The organism is Paracoccus sp. TD-10, from assembly GCF_048270675.1.
Classification (GTDB): domain Bacteria; phylum Pseudomonadota; class Alphaproteobacteria; order Rhodobacterales; family Rhodobacteraceae; genus Paracoccus; species Paracoccus pantotrophus.
Window position 1 is genome coordinate 693,291 of the sequence record NZ_CP182419.1, and the last position, 22,726, is coordinate 716,016.

The 22,726-nt window shown below is 68.9% G+C and carries 18 protein-coding genes and 2 riboswitches; of the genes, 9 read left to right on the plus strand and 9 right to left on the minus strand.

Annotated elements, in window-relative coordinates; genetic code table 11:
- Positions 1 to 109: 109 nt before the first annotated feature.
- A riboswitch (cobalamin riboswitch) is annotated at positions 110 to 326 on the minus strand.
- 132 nt (positions 327 to 458) lie between these two features.
- The gene (locus tag ACNKFW_RS14375; protein WP_147429060.1) at positions 459 to 2,234 is read left to right on the plus strand and encodes an SLC13 family permease; all 1,776 of its coding nucleotides are present in this window, start codon (positions 459 to 461) and stop codon (positions 2,232 to 2,234) included.
- Positions 2,235 to 2,243: 9 nt separating this feature from the next.
- Here the strand turns inward: ACNKFW_RS14375 and ACNKFW_RS14380 are convergent, their stop codons facing one another.
- A complete protein-coding gene (locus ACNKFW_RS14380) occupies positions 2,244 to 3,464 on the minus strand; it encodes a PLP-dependent aminotransferase family protein (protein WP_028709817.1) in 1,221 nt (406 codons plus the stop codon).
- Positions 3,465 to 3,578: 114 nt separating this feature from the next.
- Between ACNKFW_RS14380 and ACNKFW_RS14385 the strand changes: the two genes are divergently transcribed.
- On the plus strand, positions 3,579 to 4,547 hold the full coding sequence (locus ACNKFW_RS14385) for a bile acid:sodium symporter family protein (RefSeq protein WP_024842574.1): 969 nt from the start codon (positions 3,579 to 3,581) through the stop codon (positions 4,545 to 4,547).
- On the opposite strand, the gene nrdF is transcribed toward ACNKFW_RS14385, so the two are convergent.
- The 4 genes from nrdF to nrdH form a co-directional block, all read right to left on the minus strand.
- Entirely contained in the window at positions 4,544 to 5,515 is a 972-nt protein-coding gene (nrdF, locus tag ACNKFW_RS14390; protein WP_147429059.1) for a class 1b ribonucleoside-diphosphate reductase subunit beta, read from the minus strand. The two genes, ACNKFW_RS14385 and nrdF, sit on opposite strands and share 4 nt — an antisense overlap.
- Before the next feature lie 62 nt (positions 5,516 to 5,577).
- Positions 5,578 to 7,704, minus strand: coding sequence for a class 1b ribonucleoside-diphosphate reductase subunit alpha (gene nrdE / locus ACNKFW_RS14395; RefSeq protein ID WP_147429058.1), 2,127 nt, complete (start codon positions 7,702 to 7,704; stop codon positions 5,578 to 5,580).
- Positions 7,686 to 8,102 carry a class Ib ribonucleoside-diphosphate reductase assembly flavoprotein NrdI gene (nrdI, locus tag ACNKFW_RS14400; protein WP_024842577.1) on the minus strand — a complete coding sequence of 139 codons (417 nt, stop codon included), beginning with the start codon at positions 8,100 to 8,102 and terminating at the stop codon, positions 7,686 to 7,688. The genes nrdE and nrdI overlap by 19 nt, the downstream gene beginning before the upstream one ends.
- 8 nt (positions 8,103 to 8,110) lie before the next feature.
- The gene (gene nrdH, locus ACNKFW_RS14405) at positions 8,111 to 8,332 is read right to left on the minus strand and encodes a glutaredoxin-like protein NrdH (RefSeq protein WP_024842578.1); all 222 of its coding nucleotides are present in this window, start codon (positions 8,330 to 8,332) and stop codon (positions 8,111 to 8,113) included.
- Between the two features lie 91 nt (positions 8,333 to 8,423).
- Positions 8,424 to 8,615, minus strand: a riboswitch (cobalamin riboswitch).
- Between the two features lie 373 nt (positions 8,616 to 8,988).
- Here nrdH and ACNKFW_RS14410 point away from each other — a divergent pair.
- The 3 genes from ACNKFW_RS14410 to ACNKFW_RS14420 all read left to right on the plus strand — a co-directional run bounded on the left by ACNKFW_RS14410 (position 8,989) and on the right by ACNKFW_RS14420 (position 13,162).
- Positions 8,989 to 11,244: a TonB-dependent receptor gene (locus ACNKFW_RS14410; RefSeq protein ID WP_147429057.1), complete on the plus strand. Its 2,256-nt coding sequence runs from the start codon at positions 8,989 to 8,991 to the stop codon at positions 11,242 to 11,244.
- A gap of 149 nt (positions 11,245 to 11,393) precedes the next feature.
- Entirely contained in the window at positions 11,394 to 12,077 is a 684-nt protein-coding gene (locus ACNKFW_RS14415) for a Fe2+-dependent dioxygenase (RefSeq protein WP_147429056.1), read from the plus strand.
- On the plus strand, positions 12,074 to 13,162 hold the full coding sequence (locus ACNKFW_RS14420) for an alpha-hydroxy acid oxidase (protein ID WP_028709816.1): 1,089 nt from the start codon (positions 12,074 to 12,076) through the stop codon (positions 13,160 to 13,162). The genes ACNKFW_RS14415 and ACNKFW_RS14420 overlap by 4 nt, the downstream gene beginning before the upstream one ends.
- Here the strand turns inward: ACNKFW_RS14420 and ACNKFW_RS14425 are convergent.
- A complete protein-coding gene (locus tag ACNKFW_RS14425) occupies positions 13,152 to 13,982 on the minus strand; it encodes a DUF6635 family protein (protein ID WP_024842582.1) in 831 nt (276 codons plus the stop codon). The two genes, ACNKFW_RS14420 and ACNKFW_RS14425, sit on opposite strands and share 11 nt — an antisense overlap.
- Before the next feature lie 67 nt (positions 13,983 to 14,049).
- Positions 14,050 to 15,069, minus strand: a complete 1,020-nt coding sequence (locus ACNKFW_RS14430) for a YeiH family protein (RefSeq protein WP_024842583.1) — start codon at positions 15,067 to 15,069, stop codon at positions 14,050 to 14,052.
- A gap of 102 nt (positions 15,070 to 15,171) precedes the next feature.
- Here ACNKFW_RS14430 and ACNKFW_RS14435 point away from each other — a divergent pair, with 102 nt between their 5' ends.
- Positions 15,172 to 16,074 carry a LysR family transcriptional regulator gene (locus tag ACNKFW_RS14435; protein ID WP_147429054.1) on the plus strand — a complete coding sequence of 301 codons (903 nt, stop codon included), beginning with the start codon at positions 15,172 to 15,174 and terminating at the stop codon, positions 16,072 to 16,074.
- A 106-nt stretch (positions 16,075 to 16,180) separates the two neighbouring features.
- On the opposite strand, the gene ACNKFW_RS14440 is transcribed toward ACNKFW_RS14435, so the two are convergent.
- A complete protein-coding gene (locus tag ACNKFW_RS14440) occupies positions 16,181 to 17,500 on the minus strand; it encodes a C4-dicarboxylate transporter DctA (RefSeq protein WP_028709814.1) in 1,320 nt (439 codons plus the stop codon).
- A gap of 161 nt (positions 17,501 to 17,661) precedes the next feature.
- Here ACNKFW_RS14440 and ACNKFW_RS14445 point away from each other — a divergent pair, with 161 nt between their 5' ends.
- From ACNKFW_RS14445 to ACNKFW_RS14455, 3 genes are all read left to right on the plus strand, one after another.
- Entirely contained in the window at positions 17,662 to 18,564 is a 903-nt protein-coding gene (locus tag ACNKFW_RS14445) for a LysR family transcriptional regulator (RefSeq protein WP_147429053.1), read from the plus strand.
- Positions 18,565 to 18,615: 51 nt separating this feature from the next.
- Positions 18,616 to 19,176, plus strand: coding sequence for a DinB family protein (locus ACNKFW_RS14450; protein ID WP_147429052.1), 561 nt, complete (start codon positions 18,616 to 18,618; stop codon positions 19,174 to 19,176).
- 145 nt (positions 19,177 to 19,321) lie between these two features.
- Positions 19,322 to 21,454 (plus strand): DEAD/DEAH box helicase, encoded by a 2,133-nt coding sequence (locus ACNKFW_RS14455; RefSeq protein WP_147429051.1) that lies wholly within the window; start codon positions 19,322 to 19,324, stop codon positions 21,452 to 21,454.
- On the opposite strand, the gene ACNKFW_RS14460 is transcribed toward ACNKFW_RS14455, so the two are convergent.
- Positions 21,451 to 22,689, minus strand: a complete 1,239-nt coding sequence (locus tag ACNKFW_RS14460) for an Hsp70 family protein (protein WP_147429050.1) — start codon at positions 22,687 to 22,689, stop codon at positions 21,451 to 21,453. The genes ACNKFW_RS14455 and ACNKFW_RS14460 overlap by 4 nt on opposite strands.
- Between the last annotated feature and the right edge of the window lie 37 nt (positions 22,690 to 22,726).

Consider the following 22,726-nt stretch of genomic DNA (forward strand, 5'->3'; position numbering starts at 1 on the left):
CAGGCCCGCGATTTGCAGAAATGCCCTGTGGAAAGGCTGGCAGGCCCGACCGCAGGACGGCGATCGTCACCTCTGCGGAACGGCCGCTTTCCAGACGCGCCCCGCGCCGGAAATGGGTGATCGCCACGGCAGGTCTCCTGGCTCGCGGATCGCTGCTCGGGCCGGCCTTCCCAGGAGATCCCAGTGGCACGTTCGACCGTCGCTCACCGCTTACAGTTGCGGGGGCAGTCCCGACCTTGCCCCGGCCGCATCGCGGCCCATGGGCGCACCGGTGTTCCCTTTTGATCCGGCGCAGATCCGCCGGAACCGTAGCGGCCCTGCATTGCCGCAGCCGGGCAAGGGCTGTCAAGCGCCAATCCGGTGCCGCCGGGCGGCCGCGACAACCTGTCCTGCCGCGGAACCGCCCGCCGGCCTGCGGCATTGGATAGCGTATCCGACGAAAGGGAGGGTCAAGCCACATGGCCATGCCGCAGCTCCTGGCCGTGCTGATCCTTTGCGCGATGATGGTGCTGTTCGTCTGGGGGCGGCTGCGCTACGACGTGGTGGCGATGATCGCGCTGTTGGCCTCGCTGGTGGCGGGCACGGTCAAGCCGGACGAGGCGTTCCGCGGCTTCAGCGACGATATCGTCATCATCGTCGGCAGCGCGCTGGTGGTCAGCGCCGGCATCTCGCGCTCGGGCGTGATCGAGGCGGTGATGCGCCGGATGCTGGGGCGGTTGCGGGCCCTGCGCTGGCAGCTGCTGGTGCTGGTCGGCTCGGTCACGGGCCTGTCGGCGCTGGTCAAGAACATCGGCGCGCTGGCCATGCTGATGCCCGCCGCGCTGAAGATGGCGCGGCGCTCGGGGCATTCGCCCTCGGCCTATCTGATGCCGATGGCCTTCGGCTCGCTCCTGGGCGGGCTGATCACGCTGGTCGGCACCTCGCCCAACATCATCGTCTCGCGGGTGCGCGAGCAGATGACGGGCCAGCCCTTCACCATGTTCGACTATGCGCCGGTCGGCCTCGGGCTGTCGCTGGTGGGGCTGGTCTTTCTGCTTTTCGCCCATCGGCTGCTGCCGCGCGACCGCCGTGCCACGGCCTCGCTGAGCGAGGCGGTGAACATCAGCGACTATCACACCGAAGCCACCGTCCCCGAGGGCGCCGATATCGTCGGCATGACGGTGGGCGACTATCTGGGCGCCGTCGATGGCGAGGTGGCCGTCACCGGGCTGATCCGGGGCGACGTCCGTCGCGCGGTGACACTGCCCGACACGGTGATCCGCGTCGGCGACACGCTGCTTCTGCGCGGCGAGCCGAATGCGTTGGAACGCGCCGTGACCAAGCTGGGCATGGAACTGACCCGGCAGGATGCGGCCGCCGAGGAGGGCCTGCCTGCCGACCAGATCGGTGTGATCGAGGCGGTGATCGCGCCCGCCTCGCTGCTGGTGGGGCAAAGCGTGGGGCGGATCGCGCTTTTCGACCAGCATGGCGTGAACCTGATCGCCATCTCGCGCGCCGGGCATCGCATGACCCAGCGGCTCAGCCAGACGGTGCTGGCGGCCGGCGACGTGCTGCTGGTGCAGGGGCCGATCGACCGCCTGCCCGAGCGGATGCGGGTGCTGGGCCTCTTGCCCCTGGCCGAGCGCCATATCCGGCTGGGCGGGGTGCGCAAGCAATTGCTGCCGGTGCTGATCCTGACGGTCGCCATGGCGGCGACGGCGGCGGGGCTGGTGCCTGTCGCCATCGCCTTCTTCGCCGCCGCCGTGCTGATGATCCTGACCGGCACGATCAGCGCCGAGGAGGCTTACGAGGCCATCGAATGGCCGATCCTGGTCATGCTGGGCGCGCTGATCCCGGTCAGCGAGGCGCTGCAAAAGACCGGCGTGACCGAGCTTCTGGGCGCCTGGCTGTCGCAGGCGGCGATGGGCCTGCCGGTCTGGGGTGCGGTGACGCTGATCCTGGTCGCGGCCATGGCGGTCACGCCCTTTCTGAACAATGCCGCGACCGTGCTGGTCATGGCGCCGATCGCGGCGACCTTTGCCAGCGAACTCGGCTATCGGCCCGATGCCTTCCTGATGGCGGTGGCGGTGGGGGCAGGCTGCGACTTCCTGACCCCCATCGGGCATCAGTGCAACACGCTGGTCATGGGGCCGGGCGGCTATCGCTTTGGCGATTACGCCCGGCTGGGCGCGCCGCTGTCGGTGCTGGTGGTGCTGACCGGCGTGCCGCTGATCCTGATGGTCTGGCCGGTGTGACGGGCGGCTTCAGCCCGCCTCGGCCAGCGCGGCGCGGATGGCGCGGGCCAGGCGGCGGCAGCCCTCCTCCAGCCGCTCGGGCGGGTTCAGGGTAAAGTTCAGCCGCAGCGAACGGCGGTCCAGCCCCTCGGGATCGAAGACGCTGGAGGGCGAGATGCAGACCCCCTCGGCCATCGCGTGATGCAGCAGCCGGTCGGTATCCAGCCGCGGATCGCGCGCCGTGGCCCAGACGAACATGCCGCCGACCGGCACCTGCCAGTCCAGCTCGCCCGCCAGATGCGCCTGCAGGGCGGCGCAAAGCGCGTCGCGCCGGGCGCGATAGATCGCCAGCACCTCGGGGCGGATGCGGTCGGTGATCCCCGCCTGCAACGCGCGCAGCGCCAGCATCTGCGACAGGCCGCTGGTGCACATGTCCGAGCCCTGCTTGGCGGTGGCCAGCGCCACGATCATCTCGGGGGCGGCGATCACCCAGCCGATGCGCAGCCCCGGCGCCAGTTCCTTGGAGAGCGAGCCCATGTAGACCACCGGCCCGCCATAGGGGCCGGGCCGCTCGGCCGCCGACAGTTCGAGCAGCCGGGGCAGCGGCTCGCCTTCGTAGTAAAGCGCGCCATAGGGGTCGTCCTCGATCAGCCAGGTGCCGGTGGCATGGGCGGCGGCGACCAGCGCCTGCCGCTCGGGCAGGGCCACCAGCCGGCCGCTGGGATTCGAAAAATTCGGCACCGTATAGGCGAATTGCGCCCCCGCCAGCGCGGCATGGGGGTCGAAATCGTTGCCTTCGATCCGCATGGGCCGATAGCGCGGCGCATGCGGCATCCAGGCGTCCAGCGCCCCCAGATAGGCCGGGCTTTGCGCCGCGACCGTCCCGCCCGGTTCCAGCAGCACCTTGCCCATCAGCTCCAGCGCCTGCATGCCGCCGGTGGTGATCAGCACGTTCTCGCGCGACAGCCGCAGCGCCTCGGTCGAGAAGCGGGCGGCGATCAGGTCGCGCAGCGCCGGCAGGCCGGGGATCGGGCCATAGCCCAGCGTCTCGTCCGGGTGGTTGCGGATCGCCTCGGCGGCAAGATCGGCCAGTTCCGCGACCGGCCAGACCGAGGGCTCGGGCAGGCCGCCGGCAAGGTTGACCAGGTCGGGCACCTGGCCGGCCGCCAGGAAGACCGAGGTCACGTCATTGCTGCGGGACAGCCAGGGGGCGAAAGCGGGGCGCATGGTCGGAACGGTTTGGTCGGGCATGACCCTGCTGTGACCGTTTTTTGCCAGCGGGGCAAGCGTCATGGCATTCCGCCGGCGGCTTGTGCCGGGCCCCGATGTATATCAGACAGGGGCGAACGCGCGACGGGGAAGACCATGCAGGCATTGAAACGGATCGGCATCGACACCTACATGCTGCTGCTGATCGGCATGGTGCTGCTGGGGCTGCTGTTGCCCGCCCGCGGCATGGCGGCCGAGATCCTGCGCGGTGCGACCTTCTGGGCGGTGACGCTGCTGTTCTTCCTCTACGGCGCCAAGCTCGATCCGGCCTCGGTCCGGGCGGGGCTCTTGAACCTGCGGCTTCAGGGCCTGACCTTCGGCGCCACCTATGCGCTGTTCCCGGCCCTGGGCATCCTGCTGGCCATCCTGTTCGGCCGCGTGCTGGGCCCTGAACTGACGCTGGGACTGCTGTTCCTGGCCGTGCTGCCCTCGACGGTGCAAAGCTCGATCGCCTTCACCTCGATCGCGGGTGGCAACGTGCCGGCGGCGATCTGCGCCGCCTCGCTGTCGAACCTGGTGGGTGTGGTGCTGACGCCGCTGCTGGTCACGCATCTTCTGCATCAGGAGGGCGGCGGCGCCAGCCTGGACGCCATCCAGAAGATCGCGGTGCAGATCCTGCTGCCCTTCGTCGCAGGGCAATTGCTGCGGCGCTGGATCGGCGGCTTCGTCCAGCGCCACCGGCTCATGACCATGGTGGTGGACCGGGGCTCGATCCTGCTCATCGTCTATTCCGCCTTCGGCGCCGGCACCGTCGCGGGCATCTGGTCGGCGATCCCGCTGCCCGGGCTGGTGCTGTGCTTCCTGGTCACTGCGCTGCTGCTGGCCCTGGTCATGGGGGGCATGGTGGGCGCCGGGCGGCTGTTCCGCCTGCCGCCCCAGGACCAGGCGGTGCTGTTCTTCTGCGGCTCGACCAAGAGCCTCGCCAGCGGGCTGCCCATCGCCACGGCGATCTTCCCGGCGGCGACGGTGGGCGCTACCGTGCTGCCGGTGATGATCTATCACATGACGCAGCTGCTGGTCTGCTCGGCCATCGCGCAGCGGCTGGCGCGCAACCCGCGCGCCTAGAAGTCCCAGTCCTCATCCTCGGTCGCGACCGCCTTGCCGATGACATAGCTCGACCCCGAGCCGCTGAAGAAATCGTGGTTCTCGCTGTCCGGGGACAGGGCGGCCAGGATCGCCGGGCTGACCTCGCAGGCCTGCGGCGGGAACAGCGCCTCGTAGCCCAGGTTCTGCAAGGCCTTGTTGGCGTTGTAATGCAGGAAGGCCTTGACGTCCTCGGTCAGCCCGATGCCGTCATAAAGCTCTGCGGTGTATTTCGCCTCGATATCGTAGAGATCGAAGATCAGCGAAAAGGCGAAATCCTTCAGCGCCGCGCGCTCGGCCTCGCCCAGCCGCTCCAGCCCGCGCTGGTACTTGTAGCCGATGTAATAGCCATGCACAGCCTCGTCGCGGATAATGAGGCGGATCAGGTCGGCGGTATTGGTCAGCTTGGCGCGGCTCGACCAGTACATCGGCAGGTAGAAGCCGGAATAGAACAGGAAGCTTTCCAGGAACACGCTGGCGATCTTGCGCTTCAGAGGGTCCGAGCCGGCCTGGTATTCCTCCAGCACCAGCCGCGCCTTCTGCTGCAGATGCAGGTTTTCCTCGGCCCAGCGAAAGGCCGCGTCCACCTCGGGCGTCAGGCACAGCGTCGAGAAGATCGAGGAATAGGACCGCGCATGCACCGCCTCCATGAAGGCGATGTTGGACAGCACCGCCTCCTCATGCGGGGTCAGCGCATCGGGCATCATCGCCGGTGCGCCCAGGGTGTTCTGGATCGTGTCCAGAAGCGTCAGCCCGGTAAAGACGCGGATGGTCAATTCGCGCTCCTCGGGGCGCAGCGTGGCCCAGCTCTGCACGTCATTGGAAAGCGGCACCTTCTCGGGCAGCCAGAAGTTCACGGTCAGCCGGTTCCAGACCTCCAGATCCTTCTCGTCCTCCAGCCGGTTCCAGTTGATCGCCCGCAGGGGCGTCCGCTGCGCATGGTCCTTCATCCGAAGAGCCTTTCTTTCTTGTCCAAATATCCTCGGGGGTGCGGGGGCAGACAGCCCCCGCCTCAAAGCGTGCAGGAGACGCAGCCCTGCACCTCGGTGCCTTCCAGCGCGGTCTGGCGGAGCCGGATGTAATAGATCGTCTTGATGCCTTTCTTCCAGGCATGGATCTGGGCGCGGTTGATGTCGCGCGTGGTGGCCTCGGCCGGGAAGAACAGCGTCAGCGACAGGCCCTGGTCGACATGCTCGGTCGCCGCCGCATAGGTGTCGATGATCGCCTCGGGGCCGATCTCGTAGGCGTCGCGGTAATAGTCCAGGTTGTCGTTGTCCATGAAGGGCGCGGGGTAATAGACCCGGCCGATCTTGCCTTCCTTGCGGATCTCGATCTTGGCGACGATGGGATGGATCGAGCTGGTCGAGTTGTTGATGTAGCTGATCGAGCCCGTCGGCGGCACCGCCTGCAGGTTACGGTTGTAAAGCCCGTGCCGCATCACCGATTCCCGCAGCATGGCCCAATCCTCGCGGGTGGGCAGGCTGATGCCCGCGAAGACCCGCGCAACCTCGGGCAGCGAGGGCAGCCAGTCGCGCGTGACGTATTTGTCGAAGAACGAGCCGTCGGCATATTTCGACGTCTCGAAATCCTTGAAGGTCCGGCCCTTTTCCTGCGCAAGCCCGTTCGAGGCGCGGATGGCGTGATAGGCGACGGCGGCGAAATAGACGCTGGTGAACTCGATCCCCTCGGGGCTGCCGTAATGGATGCGCTCGCGCGCCAGGAAGCCGTGCAGGTTCATCTGGCCCAGGCCCACGGCATGCGCCTCGTCATTGCCGCGCCGGATCGAGGGCACGGCCTCGATCGCCGACATTTCCGACACCGCGGTCAGCGCCCGGATCGCCACCTCGACGGTCGCGCCGAAATCCGGCCCGTCCATGGTCGCGGCGATGTTCAGCGAGCCGAGATTGCATGAAATATCAGTGCCCAAATGGGAATAGCTCAGATCTTCGTTGAACGTGCTCGCCTCGTTCACCTGCAGGATCTCGCTGCACAGGTTCGACATGCTGATGCGGCCGGCGACCGGGTTGGCGCGGTTCACCGTGTCCTCGAACATGATATAGGGATAGCCGCTCTCGAACTGGATCTCGGCCAGGGTCTGGAAGAAGGCGCGGGCATTGATCTTCTTCTTCCTGATGCGCTTGTCGTCGACCATCTCGGCATATTTCTCGGTGACGGAAATCTCCGAGAAGGGCAGGCCGTAGACCCGCTCCACGTCATGGGGCGAGAACAGATACATGTCCTCGTTGCGCTTGGCGAGCTCGAAGGTCACGTCGGGGATGACCACGCCGAGCGACAGCGTCTTGATGCGGATCTTCTCGTCGGCATTCTCGCGCTTGGTGTCGAGGAAGCGCAGGATGTCGGGGTGATGCGCGTTCAGGTAGACCGCGCCGGCGCCCTGCCGCGCGCCCAGCTGGTTGGCATAGGAAAAGCTGTCCTCCAGCAGTTTCATTACCGGGATGACGCCCGAGGACTGGTTCTCGATCCCCTTGATCGGCGCGCCGGCCTCGCGCAGGTTGGTCAGCATCAGGGCGACGCCGCCGCCGCGCTTGGAAAGCTGCAGCGCCGAATTGATGCCGCGGCCGATGCTCTCCATGTTGTCCTCCAGCCGCAAGAGGAAGCACGAGATCAGCTCGCCCCGCGACTTCTTGCCGGCGTTCAGGAAGGTCGGCGTCGCCGGCTGGAAGCGGCCCGACAGGATTTCCTCCATGAAGCGCATGGCGAGATCCTCGTCGCCGCGCGCTAAGGCCAGCGCGACCATGACCACCCGGTCCTCGTAGCGTTCCAGATAGCGCCGCCCGTCGCGGGTCTTCAGCGTGTAGCTGGTATAATACTTGAAGGCGCCCAGGAAGGTCGGAAAGCGGAACTTCCGCGCATAGGCCGCGTCCCAGATCCGGTGCAGGAACTCGCGCGGATACTGCTCCAGGACTTCGGCCTCGTAATAGCCCTCGTCCACCAGATAGCCCAGCTTCTCGTCCAGCGAGTGGAAGAAGACGGTGTTCTGGTTGACATGCTGCAGGAAATACTGCCGCGCGGCCTTGCGATCCGCGTCGAAGCGGATGCGGCCCTCGCCGTCGTAAAGGTTCAGCATCGCGTTCAGCGCGTGATAGTCCAGCTCGGCCTTTACGCCATCGTCAAGCATTCCGTCCCCCAGAATTTCTCAAGCCCCGCCCGGACGCGGGAAAGATCATTGTCGTCGCCCGCCAGCTCGAAGCGGTAAAGCACGGGCACGTTGCATTTTGCGGCGATCACCCTGGCCGACAGGGCGAAGGCGGTGCCGAAATTGCGGTTGCCGCTGCCGATCACGCCGCGCAGCAGGCCGCGGCGGGCGGGATCGTTCAGAAAACGGATCACCTGTTTCGGCACCGCGCCGCGTCCCTCGCCATCGGCATAGGTCGGGCAGATCAGCACATAGGGCGCCGCGGGCTGCGGCAGCGCGTCGCGCGGCGAGACCGGAATGCGCCCGGCCGCCAGCCCCAGCCGCGCGACGAAGCGCGCGGTGTTCCCCGAGGCCGAGGAATAATAGACCAGCCCGCCCATGGCGCCGGTCAGGACAGCCGGCCGATCATGTCGGGCCGGAAGCCCGCCCAATGCGCATCGCCGGCGACGACCACCGGGGCCTGACGATAGCCCAGCGAGGCGACCAGCTCCATCGCCGCCTCGTCCTCGGTCAGGTCGACCAGCCGATAAGCCAGGCCGCGCGCGTCGAGCGCCCGCGTGGTGGCGGTGCATTGCACGCAGGCGGGCTTGGAGTAAACGGTGATGGGCATGGCCCGGCTCCTTCTGTTCTGTCGGCAAGAGAGGGCCGGGCCGATGGACATGCCACCGGACCCTGTTCCAGCCCCGCGCCCGCCGCACGGTTTCGTTCTTTCGCGCCATGGCAGGTCTTCTGACTTGCGGGTCTCGGCTCGGCCGGCCTTCCCGGAGCCTGGGCTCCAGTGGCATTCCAGCGTCGCTCGCCGCTTACAGCTGCGGGGGCAGTGCCGGCTTTTCACCGGCTTCCCTTTTCATCCCCGAGTCGGCCCCAGGGCAACCATGACCCCCGCAGTTAGCCACGGGTCACAGGCCGGGTCAATCCAGATTTAGTGGGCGATGGCACTGTTCTTAGAACATCTGGTGGGTCGCCGGGATCGCGGGCAGGGGCTGGATATGCTGCCGGCGGCGGCGATGACGGGCCATGGCGCGGGCGCAGCACCCGGCAGACTGTTGGATTATGGCAACAGGCGAGGTTGCGGAGCCGGGAAATGACGCTGCGTCGTTTGACAAGGTATGACAATTTGTCCTCTTGCGTTGATCAAGCGCAGCCGGACCGCGGTTTCACCCCGCTTTCCGCTGCGCGAACGCGCAAGCCATTGATGAGCCAGCACCTTCCTGTCGTTTCCGCCTTGAGGCGGTTGCGACTCATCTTTCGTGCCGGGATCAACCCATGAACAAAACCCATCCCAAACCGCCTGCCTCGGGGTCAGCCGCGCAATTGCTGCCGACCCTGGGCTTGCTGCCCGTGCTGGCCATCTCGGCCGGCGTGGCCGGCCCCGCCCAGGCGCAGGATACCGTAACCCTGGACACGGTGGTCATCCGCCGCCAGCAGGGCAACGAGGCCGAGACCAGCTACAAGGTCACCGAGAGCGCCTCGGACAAGGCCACCGCGCCGCTGCTCGACACGCCCAAGACCGTGACCGTCGTCACCGCGCGCCAGATCGAGGAGCGCGGCCAGACCTCGGTCGCGGACGTGCTGCGCACAACGCCGGGCGTCACCCTGGGCGCGGGCGAGGGCGGCGTGCCGCAGGGCGTGCGCCCCTATATCCGCGGCTTCGAGGCCAGCCAGGACATGCTGGTCGACGGCATGCGCAACGCCTCGCGCACGCAATACGAGGCCTTCAACCTGGAATCGATCGAGATCAGCAAGGGTCCGGGCGGCGTCTATTCCGGCGCCGGTTCGACCGGCGGCACCATCAGCCTGAACAGCAAGACCCCGCAGCCGGGCGCCTTTGACGAGGTGGCGCTGTCCTATGGCACCGGCAACTATGTCCGCGGCACGCTGGATTCGAACCGTGAATTCGGCGCGATCGGCCTGCGCCTGAACCTGATGGGGCAGCACGCCGACGATCTGGGCGGGCGCGACGGCGTCGAGTCCCGGCGCTTCGGCGTGGCGCCCAGCATCAGCTATCGCCTGACCGACGACAGCAAGATCACCGCCGGGCTGTATTACTACAAGGACGAGGATACGCCCGATTACGGCGTGCCGATGTCCAATGCGAGCACGCCGGCGGCATGGCGGCGTGGTTCGGGCACCAGCGTCGACCCGTTCCTGCCGGCCGATGTCGAGCCCGATACCTTCTACGGCCTGCACGCGCGCGATTTCCGCGATCTCGAATCCGCCTCGGGCTATGTGAAGTTCGAACATGCCTTCTCGGACAGCCTGCGGCTGACCACGGCCCTGCGCAAGGCGCGCGACACCAACACCTATGTCGTGACCTCGCCGACCTCGGGCAGCGACGGGCTGGTGTCGCGCAGTTCCAAGGCTTCGGACCGGGTGAACGAGACCGTGTCGTTCAACGCCCAGCTTTCGGGCGAGGCACGGGCCTGGGGCGTCGAGCATCGCTTCGCGGTCGGGGTGGACATCGCCAATTCCCGCGCCGCCACCCGCCGGCTGGCGGTGAACAATCCCGACCCGATGCCGACCTCGCCCTATGAGAATCCGAATCCCGGCGCGTTCTGGGGCGGCAGCATCGAGCGCGGCGGCGAGACCGGCTACAGCACCACCAAGTCGCGCGGCGTCTACGCGCTGGACACCATCACCTTCACCCCGCAATGGGAGGCGACGGTGGGGCTACGCTGGGACGATTACAGCGTCGACAGCGTCACCCATGCGACCGAGGATGATCCACGCGCGAGCAACGACAACGATTCCGATTTCCTGAACGGGATGCTGGGCGTGGTTTACAAGCCGGTGCCCAATGGCTCGATCTATGCCTCGGCCAGCACCTCCTCGAACCCGGCGGGCGAAGGCGCGGGCACCGGCGGCAGCAATGCCTCGGACGATCTGGACAGCCTCGATCCCGAGCGCAGCGTGAATTACGAGATCGGCACGAAATGGCTGGTGCTGAACGATCAGCTTGAGCTGAGCGCGGCGCTGTTCAGGACCGAAAAGGACAATGCCCGCGTCACCAACGCCCTGGGCGAGACCGAAAATATCGGCAATACCACCGCCAAGGGCATCGAGCTGGGCTTTGCCGGCCAGCTCACCGAGCGCTGGGGCATCTGGGGCGGCTATGTCTATCAGGACGTCAAGCTGAAGGACGGCGGCTGGAGTACGCCGCGCGGCGGCGGCGATCCCTATCCGAACCCCGCCACCGGCAAGCAGGTCGTGAAGATCCCGCGCAACAGTTTCTCGCTGTGGACGACCTATGACTACAGCCCGGAACTGACGCTGGGCGGCGGCGTGACCTATACCGGCAAGCGCATGGCCAGCTATTCGCAGAACGGCGATGCCGATGCCGGCCTGCCGTCAAGCTGGCGCACCGACCTGATGGCGGCCTATCGGCTGAACGAGGCCACGGCGTTGCAGCTCAACATCAACAACGTCTTCGACCGCCAGATCTATACCGACTCGCATAGCGGGCAATTCGCCAATATCGAGCCGGGGCGGAATTTCGTGCTGACGCTGAAGCACGCGTTCTGAGGATCGCGTCGCCACCGCTTCGGGGACGGCTTTCGGGCCGTTCCCTCTCGCTCGCGCTGCGGGCATTCCCAAAATCCGACAAAAACGCTTAACTTTCTGCGGCCCCGGCCCTATCCTGCGCCCGCCGCATTCCACCGCAGGAGAATCCCATGCTCGTCACCATTCCGGATCTGCTGACGCCCGAGGAGGTCGCCTATATCCGGCAGGTGCTGGAGGGTACCGACTGGGTCGACGGCCGCAGCACCGCCGGCGATCAGGCGGCCAAGGTCAAGCTGAACCTCCAGGTGCCGGTGGACAGCCCGGTGGCACGCGAACTCAGCGGCATCGTCATGCGGGCGCTGGGGCGCAGCCCGGTCTATTCCTCGGCCGCGCTGCCCCTGCACGTGTTGCCGCCGATGTTCAACCGCTATGACGAGGGCATGACCTTCGGCGCCCATGTCGACGGCTCGATCCGGGTCGTGCCCGGCAGCGGCCAGCGCATCCGCACCGATGTCTCGACCACCGTCTTCCTGACCCCGCCCGCAGATTACGACGGCGGCGAGCTGGTCGTGCACGACACCTATGGCGAGCATCGCGTCAAGCTGCCGGCGGGTCATGCCGTGGTCTATCCCGCGACCTCGCTGCATTCGGTGACGCCGGTGACGCGCGGCTCGCGCTGGGCCTCGTTCTTCTGGGCGCAGTCGATGGTCAAGGACGACTGGAGGCGGCACATGCTCTATGACCTCGACCAGTCGATCATGCGCATCCGCGCGATGCTGCCTGACGACGATCCGGCGGTCACGGGCATCACCGCGCATTATCACAACATGATCCGCCACTGGTCCGAGATTTGACCCAGGCCATTCCCCCCGACGTGGTGGCGCTGGAGGATTACCAGCGCCTGGCCGCCGCCATCCTGCCCGTCCCGGCGCGGGCCTATGTCGATGGCGCCGGCGCGGACGGGCTGACGGCACAGGCCAACCTTGCCGCCTGGCGGGGGATCAGGCTGCAATCGCGCCTGCTTTGCGACATGCGGGGGGCGCATACCGGTCTGCGGCTTTTCGGCCTGGACCTGCCGCATCCCTTCCTGCTGGCGCCGGTGGCCTTTCACGGGCTCGCCCATGCCGAGGGGGAACATGCGACCGCCCTTGGCGCCGCGGCGACCGGCAGCCTGATGGTGGTCTCGACCCAGTCCGGCCTGCCGCTGGAGGAGATCGCGGCCCGCGCGCAGGGGCCCTTGTGGTTCCAGCTCTACATGCAGCCCGACCGGGCCGACACGCTGGCGCTGGTCCGCCGGGCCGAGGCGGCGGGTTGTCGCGCGCTGGTCGTGACCGTGGATGCGCCGGTGAACGGCATCCGCAACACCGAAGCCCGCGCCGGCTTCGCCCTGCCCGAGGGGCTGCGGGCGGTCAACCTGGACGGCATGCGCCCGCCGCAGATCCGCAGCGAGCCGGGGCGGGCGGCGACCTTCCTGGGCCTGCTGGATCAGGCGCCGCGCTGGGAGGACATCGTCTGGCTGAAAGCGCAGACCCGGCTGCCGCTGCTGCTGAAAGGCATTATGTCGGCGCATGATGCCGGGCGTGCGGTCGCGGCCGGGGTGGACGGCGTGATCGTCTCGAACCACGGCGGGCGGGCGCTCGACACGCTGCCGGCGACGGCCGAGGCGCTGCCGGTGGTGGCCCGCCAGGTCGCCGGGCGCATCCCGGTGCTGTGCGACGGCGGCATCCGGCGCGGCACCGATGCGCTGAAGGCCCTGGCGATGGGCGCGGCGGCGGTGCTGGTCGGGCGGCCGCAGCTGCATGCGCTGGCGGTGGGCGGTGCGGCGGGGGTCGCGCATATGCTGACCATCCTGCGCGCCGAGCTTGAGGTCGCGATGGCGCTGACCGGGCGGCGCGACCTGGCCGGGATCGACGAAACCGTGCTTTGGCCTAGCCCCTGAAGCTGCGCCACAGGCTCAGCGCCGCGTCGGACAGGTCGCCCAGCCGGGCCAGAACATGTTCGCGCGCCAGCCCCGGCGCGTCCTCGGCCTTCTCCAGCCGGCGCAGCAGCCGCAGCACCCGGCGCTTGTGGATGCCGGTCCAAAGCTGGACCGGATCGGCGACGAGCCCGGCAAAGGTCGTCAGGACCGAGGCGAGCATGGCCAGCACCGCCCCGGTCAGCACCAGGTCCACGCTGGACAGCTCGCGCGGGAAGGCGCCGTACCACATGCGGCCGGCCCAGCTTCCCAGCGCAAAATCCTCGATCGCCTGCACCTGCGCTCGCAGATGTGCGACCGGCCCGGCCAGCGAGATCACGCCCGGCGTGGCGCGGTGGAACAGCAAGAGCCCCGAGGCCAGCACCAGGACCGAGGTGGTGATCTCGGATATCGCATTGCGGGTCTCGGCATAGTCCGAGGCGGCGCGGGCGACGCTTTGCGGCGCGGCCCCGGGCGCCAGCCCCTTTTCGGCCAGATCCTCGATGAAACGGGCCAGGTCCGCCTCGATCCGCTGCGCCACGTCGGATTTCAGGAAGATCTGCCGGCGCGACAGCCAGTCGCCCGCGCGCCGTAGCCCGATGCGGCGCAGAAGCGGCGCGGCCAGCCGCACCAGCAGGAACAGCGGCGACAGCATGACGTTCACCGGCGCGCGCAGCAGGTCGAGGCCAAGGGCGTGGCGATGCAGCGCCAGCGTGCCGCGCGGGCCATAGCGGGCGCGGACGAAGCGGCGGACCTCGGTCTCGCGCCGGGTCATCGGACGGGGGTCGGCGGGCTTTAGGGCCATGGGCGCGGTCCTTTGGCGGATCGCGCCCAATCTAGGCATGGCGGCGGGGCGGCTCAATGCCGCGGGGTCACAGCAGCGCCACCAGCCCCAGCCCCAGGGTCGAGATGAACAGCCAGGCCAGCGCCCCGAGCGCCAGCGGCCGGATGCCCTTGGCGCGCAGCTTGCGGATGTCGGTCTCCAGCCCCATCGCCGCCAGCGCCATGGTCAGCAGGAAGGCGGTCAGCGCCACCACCTCGGCATGCAGCGGCTCGGGCAGGGGCAGGGCGCTGTTCAGCAGCACCACGGCGATGAAGCCCAGCACGAACCAGGGCGTCGGCGCCGCGCCATGCGCGGCCTTGCCGCCGCGGCGCGCCAGCGTGCCCAGCACCAGGATCAGCGGCGCCAGCAGCATCACCCGGCTCAGCTTGGCCACGGTCGCGGCCTGCCCGGCCTCGGCGCCGTGCTGGAAGCCGGCGCCGACGACCTGCGCCACCTCATGCACGGTCGCGCCGACCCAGATGCCGTAATGCGCAGGCCCCATCGCCAGCATCTCGCCCAGCAGCGGCATGGCGATCATCGAGAGCGAGCCGAAGACCGTCACGCAGGCGATGGCATAGGCCACGTCCTCGTCCGTCCCGCGCGTGACCGTGTTCGTCGCGATCACCGCCGAGGCGCCGCAGACCGAGGTGCCGGCCGCGATCAGTTCCGCCAGCCGCGCCTCGACCCCCAGCGCCCGCCCGGCCCATCTGGTGAAGGCGAAGGTCGCGGCCAGCACCACCGCGATCACCGCCACCCCCGGCAGGCCCACGGCGCGCAATTGCTCCAGCGTCAGCTGGAAGCCCAGCAGCACGATGGCAAAGCGCAGCACGCGGCGCAGCGAAAAGCCGATGCCCGGCCGTGCCGCCCCGGGCGTGCCCACGAGGTTGCGCAGCGCCATGCCCAGCACCATGGCCACCACCAGCGGGCTGAGCGCCGGGATGCCCGAGAACCGATGCGCCGCCGTCGCCAGGACCGCGATGCCGAAGGTCAGTCCCAGCCCCGGCAGCGTGGCGCCCAGCCAGGCGGCGACGGCGGGGGATGTTGGCTGGTTCTGGTCGGTCGAGGACATGATCGCGCTTCCTTGCTGATGCAGCGGAACATGGTCGCGGATCGCTGTTCAATCCATCGCATTATATTTGCCATATCGTTCGATTTTGCTTATCAATGGCGCATGACGCTGGAACAGCTCCGCATCTTCCTGGCCGTGGCCGAGCGCCAGCACGTCACCCGCGCGGCCGAGGCGCTGAACCTGACGCAATCGGCGGTCAGCGCCGCCGTCTCGGCGCTGGAGGCGCGGCATGGCGTGCGCTTCTTCGATCGGGTGGGGCGGCGCATCCTGCTGACCGAGACCGGCGAGGCCTTCATGGCCGAGGCGCGCGCCGTGCTGGACCGCGCCGAGACGGCCGAGATGGTGCTGGAGGATCTGGCGCGCGAGCCGCGCGGGCGGCTGCGGGTCCATGCCAGCCAGACCGTCGCGAGCTATTGGCTGCCGCCGCGGCTGGTGGCGTTGCACGAGATGCATCCGGACATCGAGCTGCGGCTGACCGTCAGCAACACCACCCAGGTCGCCGATGCGGTGCAGGAGGGCGGCGCCGACCTGGGGCTGGTCGAGGGCGCGGTGGCGCATGGCGATCTGCACCGGCAGGTGGTGGCGCGCGACCGGCTGGTTTTGGTCATGGCGACCGATCACCCCTGGGTCGGGCGCGAGGCGGTGCCCCCGGCCGAGCTTGCCACGCAGAGCTGGATCCTGCGCGAGCCGGGTTCGGGCACCCGGTCCGAGTTCGAGACCTGGCTGGCCGGGCAGGGGCTGTGCGTGGCCGCGCTGCCCCTGGCGCTGGAATTGCCCTCGAACGAGGCGGTGCTGAACGCGGTGGCCTCCAGCCAGTGCCTTGCGGCGCTGTCGCAGCGGGCGGTGGCGCGCCCGGCCGCCGCCGGCTGGATTCGCACCCTGCCGCTGCCGGGGGCCGAGCGGCCGTTCTCGCTGCTGACCAATCCGCGGCGTTATCGCACCCGGGCCCAGCAGGCGCTGATCGGGATCCTGACGGACGAGGGCTTTGCCGCCGGCCTTCCCTGACGCGAAATGGCCTGCGCCATCGGGAGGGAAGGCGCAGGCCGTCTTCTCGGCGGGGCTGACCGGATCCGTCGCGCTGGTCCCGGCCAGCCCCGCGAGGCGACTTCGTTTAGCCGTGCTGGGGCTGCGACATCGGCGCATCCTCGTCCAGCACGTCCAGGGTCGGCATGTCCTCGCCCTCGAGGATGCGGCGGGCGCGGTCGCGGTCGATATCCCCCACCCAGGAGGCGACGACCACGGTGGCGACGCAATTGCCCAGGTAGTTCCCCAGGGCGCGGGCGATGCCCATGAACCAGTCGACCGACAGCACCAGCACCAGCCCGATGGCGGGGATGGCCGGGATCGCGGCCAGCGTCGCGGCCAGGATCACGATGGCCGAGCCCGGCACCCCATGCGCGCCCTTGGACGTCACCAGCGCCACGCCCAGGATGGCCAGCAGGTCGGTGGTGGACAGCGGCGTGTTGGTCGCCTGGGCGATGAAGACCGCCGCCAGCGTCAGGTAGATCGAGAAGGCGTCGAGGTTGAAGGAATAGCCTGTCGGCACCACCAGCCCCACGGTCGAGTCCTTGATACCCAGGTGTTCCAGCTTGCGCATGGTCTGGGGCAGCACGGCATCGCTGCTGGCCGTGCCGGCGACGATGCCGACCTCGGTGCGCAGGTAGCGCAGCAGCTTGAAGATGTTGAAGCCCGCCAGCCGCAGCACGAAGCCCAGGACCACAAAGACGAAGACGGCGATGGTGACGTAGAACAGCCCGACCAGGTAGCCCAGCTGCGCCAGCGAGCCGATGCCGTATTGCCCGACGGTGAAGGCGATGGCGCCGAACACGCCCAGCGGCGCCAGCCGGACGATGAAATACATGATCTTGAAGGTGACGTCGCCCGTCAGCTCGATCATGTGCAGCAGCGGCTTGCCGCGCTCGCCCACCAGCGACAGGGCGCAGCCGAACAGGATGGCGACCAGCAGCACCTGCAGGATGTCGCCCTGGGCGAAGCCGCTGATCATCGTGGTCGGGATCAGCTTCATCAGGAAGTCGACGGTGCCGCCGCTGGTGACTTCATGCGCGCGGTCCACATAGGCCGACAGCGCCGAGGCGTCGAGCTGGCTCACGTCGATGTTCATGCCATGGCCCGGCCCGAACAGATAGGCGACCGCGATGCCCAGGGCCAGCGCGATGGTGGTGATGATCTCGAAATAGATGATGGCGCGCACGCCGACCTTGCCGACCTTTTTCAGGTCGCCCGCGCCGGCGATGCCATGCACGACGACGCAGAACACGATAACGGGGATCAGCATCTTGATAAGCTTGATGAACCCGTCTCCCAGCGGCTTCATCTTGGCGGCGAACTCGGGCGCGAAGAAGCCGGCGACGATCCCCAGCACCAGCGCCACGCAGACCTGTCCAAACAAGGACCTGGACCAATTCGGCATGTGTTTCCGTTCCTCCCTGTGACGGAAGGGGGGCCGCGATGCGGCGATGCGTCTCCTTGCGCATCGGCACATGGTCGCGGCCACCCCTCATTCCGAAGATTGTTGGCCAATGGCACATCCGTGTCTAATATTGATTTGCCGTTGATCAATATGGTGACGATATGAGAATACGCCAGCTTCGCTGCTTCGTCGTTCTGGCCGAGGAGTTGAACTTCACCCGCGCCGCCCGGCGGCTGAACATGTCGCAGCCGCCGCTGAGCACGCAAATCCAGACACTTGAACGCGAAGTGGGTGCCGAACTGATCAGCCGCACCAGCCGCAAGGTGGCGCTGACGCGGGCGGGCGCGCTGTTCCTGCCCAGGGCGCGCAACATGCTGGACCAGTACGAACGCAGCCTGCACGAGATCCGCGAAATCCAGCAGGGCCAGGACGGATTGCTGGAAATCGGCGCCACCGGCTCGATCCTGCGCGGCGGCCTTGCCGAGCTTCTGGCGCATTTCGCCCGGCTGCATCCGCGAATCACCCTGCGCGTCCACGAACAGACCCCGGCCACGCAGATCACCGAGGTGCTGAGCCGGCGCACCGATGTCAGCTTCAACCGCTCGGTGCCGCGCGACGAGGAGCTGGCCCATGAATACGGCTGGCGCGAGGAGATGGTGGCGCTGGTGCGCAGCGACCACAGGCTGGCCGGGCGCACCTGCGTCTCGATCGACGATCTGCGCGAGGACCAGCATGTGGTGCTGCGCCCCGACAGTTCCGATTTCGCGGCCTATGTCATGGCCTGTATCATCGCCTCGGGCTATCGGCCGCGGGTCTCGCAGCAGGTGGTGGATGCCCAGTCGATCCCCAGCCTGATCGTGGCGGGCTTCGGGGTCAGCATCGTGCCGGCGGGCATCGCCAAGCTGACGGCGGGACCGCTGACCTTCCTGCCGATCCGGCCCAACCCGCCGGTCTCCGAGGTCTATATCGTCTATCACCACCGCGACCCGGTGCCGGCGCTGCAACTGTTCCTGGCCGAGATCCGCCGCAGCCTGGGCCATGATCCCGCCGGGCCGCGGCGCTAGAGGCTCGACCCGGCGGGCGCCGCGCGGCATCATCGCGGCAGGAGGTGCCCGATGGTCCAGATGCTGCGCATGCTGCGCAAGCTGGCGCAGATGAACCGCCTGGCCAATGCCCGGCTGCATCGCGCCTGCGCTGCCCTGCCGCCCGGCGCCTATGAGGCGCCGCGCCCGTCCTTCTTCGGCTCGATCCGCGCCACGCTGAACCATATCCTGCTGGTCGACCGCTTCTATATCGACGCGCTGGAGGGCCGGCCGCTCAATGAGGCCGCGCTGGCCGAGGCGCGGGATTGCCCTGACCTCGCGCGGCTGTCCGAATGGCAGACGCGGATGGACGACCGCCTGCTGGCGCTGGTCGCGGCGCTGACGCCGGACGCCCTGGCGGAAATCGTGGCGGTGGACCGGGGCTTGCGCGTGCAGCACGACCGCCGCGACGACCTGCTTTCGCATCTGTTCCAGCACCAGACCCATCACCGCGGGCAGGTGCATGGCCTGCTGTCGCAGGCCGGCATGGTCCCGCCGCAGCTGGACGAATTCATCGTCGGCGACGATGCGGCGGCGCGGGCCGAGGACATGGCGCGGCTCGGCTGGACCGAGGATCAGCTGATGCGGCCCTAGTTTCGCTTTGACTTGCGGGCCGCGACAGGATAGGCGGGCGGCTTGGCTCCGCATTCCGGGCCGGCGGGTCATGGGAGGGCCCGGCCGCAAAGGGGATGGTGCCTTTCACCGGATGCGCCCCCGCATCCCCTTTCTGGCGAAGACGATGAACGAACATGATATTGCCGCGCCTCTGGCCGCGGCGCTGGCGGCCAAGGGCTATGCCAGCCTGACCTCGGTGCAACAGGCCGCCCTGGCCCCCGAGGCGCGGGGCCACGACGTGCTGGTCTCGGCGCAGACCGGATCCGGCAAGACCGTGGCCTTCGGCCTGGCCATGGCCGGCGACATCCTCGACGGCGATGCGCTGCCCGAGGCGGGCCAGCCGCTGGCGCTGGCCATCGCGCCGACGCGCGAGCTGGCCTTGCAGGTGGCGCGCGAGCTGGGCTGGCTTTACGAGCAGGCGGGCGTGCGCATCGCCACCTGCGTCGGCGGCATGGACTATCGCACCGAGCGCCGGGCGCTGGAGCGCGGGGCGCATATCGTCGTCGGCACCCCCGGCCGGCTGCGCGACCATATCGAGCGCGGCTCGCTGGACCTGACCGGCCTGCGCGCCTGCGTGCTGGACGAGGCGGACGAGATGCTGGATCTGGGCTTTCGCGAGGATCTGGAATTCATCCTGGGCTCGGCGCCGGCCGAACGGCGCACGCTGCTCTTCTCGGCCACGGTGCCGCCGGCCATCGAGGCGCTGGCCCGCGACTTCCAGCGCGACGCGCTGCGCATCCAGGCGATGGGCGAGGCGCGCCAGCACGGCGACATCGAATATCGGGCCCTGTCGGTGACCACCCGCGACCGCGAGCACGCGATCTTCAACACCCTGCGCTATTACGAGGCCAGCCGGGCGATCATCTTCTGCAAGACCCGCGCCAATGTGAACCACCTGCTGGCGCGCATGGGCAATCGCGGCTTCAAGGTGGTGGCGCTGTCGGGCGAACTGTCCCAGCAGGAACGCAGCCACGCCCTGCAAGCCCTGCGCGACGGAAGGGCGCGGGTCTGCATCGCCACCGATGTGGCGGCGCGCGGCATCGACCTGCCGGGGCTGGAACTGGTGATCCATGCCGACCTGCCGACCAATCCCGACACGCTGCTGCACCGTTCCGGCCGCACCGGCCGGGCGGGCGCCAAGGGCACCTCGGTGCTGATCGTGCCCTCGGCGGAATACAAGCGGGCGCAGCGGCTCTTGCAGCGCGCCAAGCTGGTCGCGGACTGGGGCAAGGCGCCCTCGGCCGACGAGGTGCAGGCCCGCGACGACGCGCGCATGCTGGACCATCCGGCGCTAGCCGAGGCGCCGGGCGAGGAGGCGGGGCTGGCTGCCGCGCTGCTCGACCGCTTCGGCGCGGAACGGGTCGCATCGGCCTTCGTGCGGCTGTGGCGCGAGGGGCGCCCGGCGCCCGAGGAACTGTCGGAAAGCGTGGGCCCTGCGCCTTCTGCGCCGCGCGAACGGGGCGAGTTCGGCCCGGCGGTCTGGTTCCTGCTTTCGGTCGGCCATTCCGGCCGGGCCGAGGCGCGCTGGCTGCTGCCCAAGATCTGTGAGGCGGGCAACATCACCCGCGATGCCATCGGCGCGATCCGGGTCAAGACTGAGCAGACCTTCGTGCAGATCGCCGCCGCCGTCGCGCCGAATTTCGGCGAGCGGATCGAGCTGGAGCCCGGCCTGACCATGCGCCGGATCGAGGGCGAGCCGGTTTTCGAGCCTGCCGCCGGGCGCGACAAGCGGCCCGGTCGGCGGGAGTATTTGGAAAACGGTGAAACGGCAGGTGCGATGCCCCCCGCGCGCGAGAAGAAACCGCATCGCGGCCAGGCGTCGCGCTCTGCACGGCCCGAGGCACTGGAGCCGCGCGCCGAGGACAGGCCCAAGCCCGCCCGGCGCCCGGCCTTGCTGGATCCCGCCGACGTGAAGCCGCGCGCCGCCCGTCCTGCCCCCGCCCCCGCCCCCGCCCACGGCCGCGAGCCCGCGCCGGAAGCCGAGGCGCCGGAAACCCCGCGCAAGGCCCGCTGGAGCGCCGAGAAGAAGCAGGCGCACAAGGCAGCGCCGAAAACCGCCCCGCGTGCAGGGCTGAAATCGGCGGGCTTCAAGACGCATGGCGGCGCGGCGCGCGACGACCGCCCGGCGCGGGGCGACGGTGCCGAGGCGCGGCCGAAGCGTGCCGCGGGCTTCAAGTCGCACAAGGCGGCTGGCGGCTGGCAGGGCAAGGGCGGTGACAAGCCGTTCCGTGCCGGGCCGAAACCCGGCAAGCGCTAGCGCGCCGTCGCCAGTGCCAGCCCGTCCACCACGGCGGTGAAGGCCCCCGCGCGCCGCAGCTGCGCGCCGGGGCAAAGCCGCAGCGCCTCGGCGGCGACGAAGCCCATCAGGCTGGAACCGCCGACCAGAATCACGCTGCCCACCTGTCCGGGCGCGATCCCCGCCAGCCGCAGCGTCTCGGCCGCGGCTTGCGCAAGATCCCTGCGGCAATCCGACAGCGCCGCCTCCAGCGAGGCGGGCGAGATTTCCGGCGCCAGGCCCGGCTCGACGAATCCCATGGCGATGCGCGCGCCGTCGCCGGCATTGGCGGCGATCTTGCCGCGTTCGACCGCGAAGGCCAACTCATGGCCCAGCTCCTCGTCCAGGACCGCGACGAGGCGGTCCATGGCGGCGCGGTCCACCGCCATGCGGGCCATCCCGGCGGCCATGCGCCGCGTCTCGGGGACATAGAGGAAGGGGATCCTGGCCCAGGTCGCCAGGTCGACATAGATCGCATTCGGCACCGGCAAGAGCCCCGGTCCCATCGCGCGCCGCAGCTGCCCGCCATGACCCAGCGCCGGCATGGCATGGCTTAGCGAAACCTGCTGGTCGAAATCCGTGCCGCCCAGTCGGATGCCGTGATTGGCGAGGATTTGCAAGCCGTCGCCCCGGCTGCGGAAGGCCGAGAAATCCGAGGTGCCGCCGCCGATATCGACGATCAGCCCGATCTCGCCCGCGCGGCCCAGGCCGTGGCTGGCCAGCGCCGCCGCCTCGGGCTCGGGCAGGAAGGCGACCTCGCCGAAGCCGGCCGCCAGGTAGCAGCCCTGCAGGTCGGCCAGGGCCTGCGCGTCGCGGACGGGGTCGTTCGAGTGGAAATGCACCGGCCGGCCGGACAGCGCGCGGCGAAAGGGCCGCCCGGCGGCCGCCTCGGCCCGCTCGCGCAGGGTGGCGAGAAAGGCCGTGACGATTTCGGAAAGCGTGCGGCGCTTGCCGGCGATGAGCCGCGATTCGTGGAACAGCGCCGTTCCCAGCACGCTTTTCAGCGCCCGCATGTAGCGGCCCTCGTCGCCTTGGATCAGCGCCTCGGCCGCCGCCGCGCCGATGCGCATGGCGCCGCCCTGGGCGGGGAAGAAAACGGCGGTCGGCAGGGTTTCGGCCCCCGGCTCGATGGCGATGCGCCGCGGCTGCCCCTGGTCCAGGATCGCGGCGGCCGAGTTCGATGTCCCGAAGTCGATGGCGAGCCAGTCGTTGCGCATCCCTGTCCGTCCCCGTGCCCCTGTCCGCAAGGCCCGC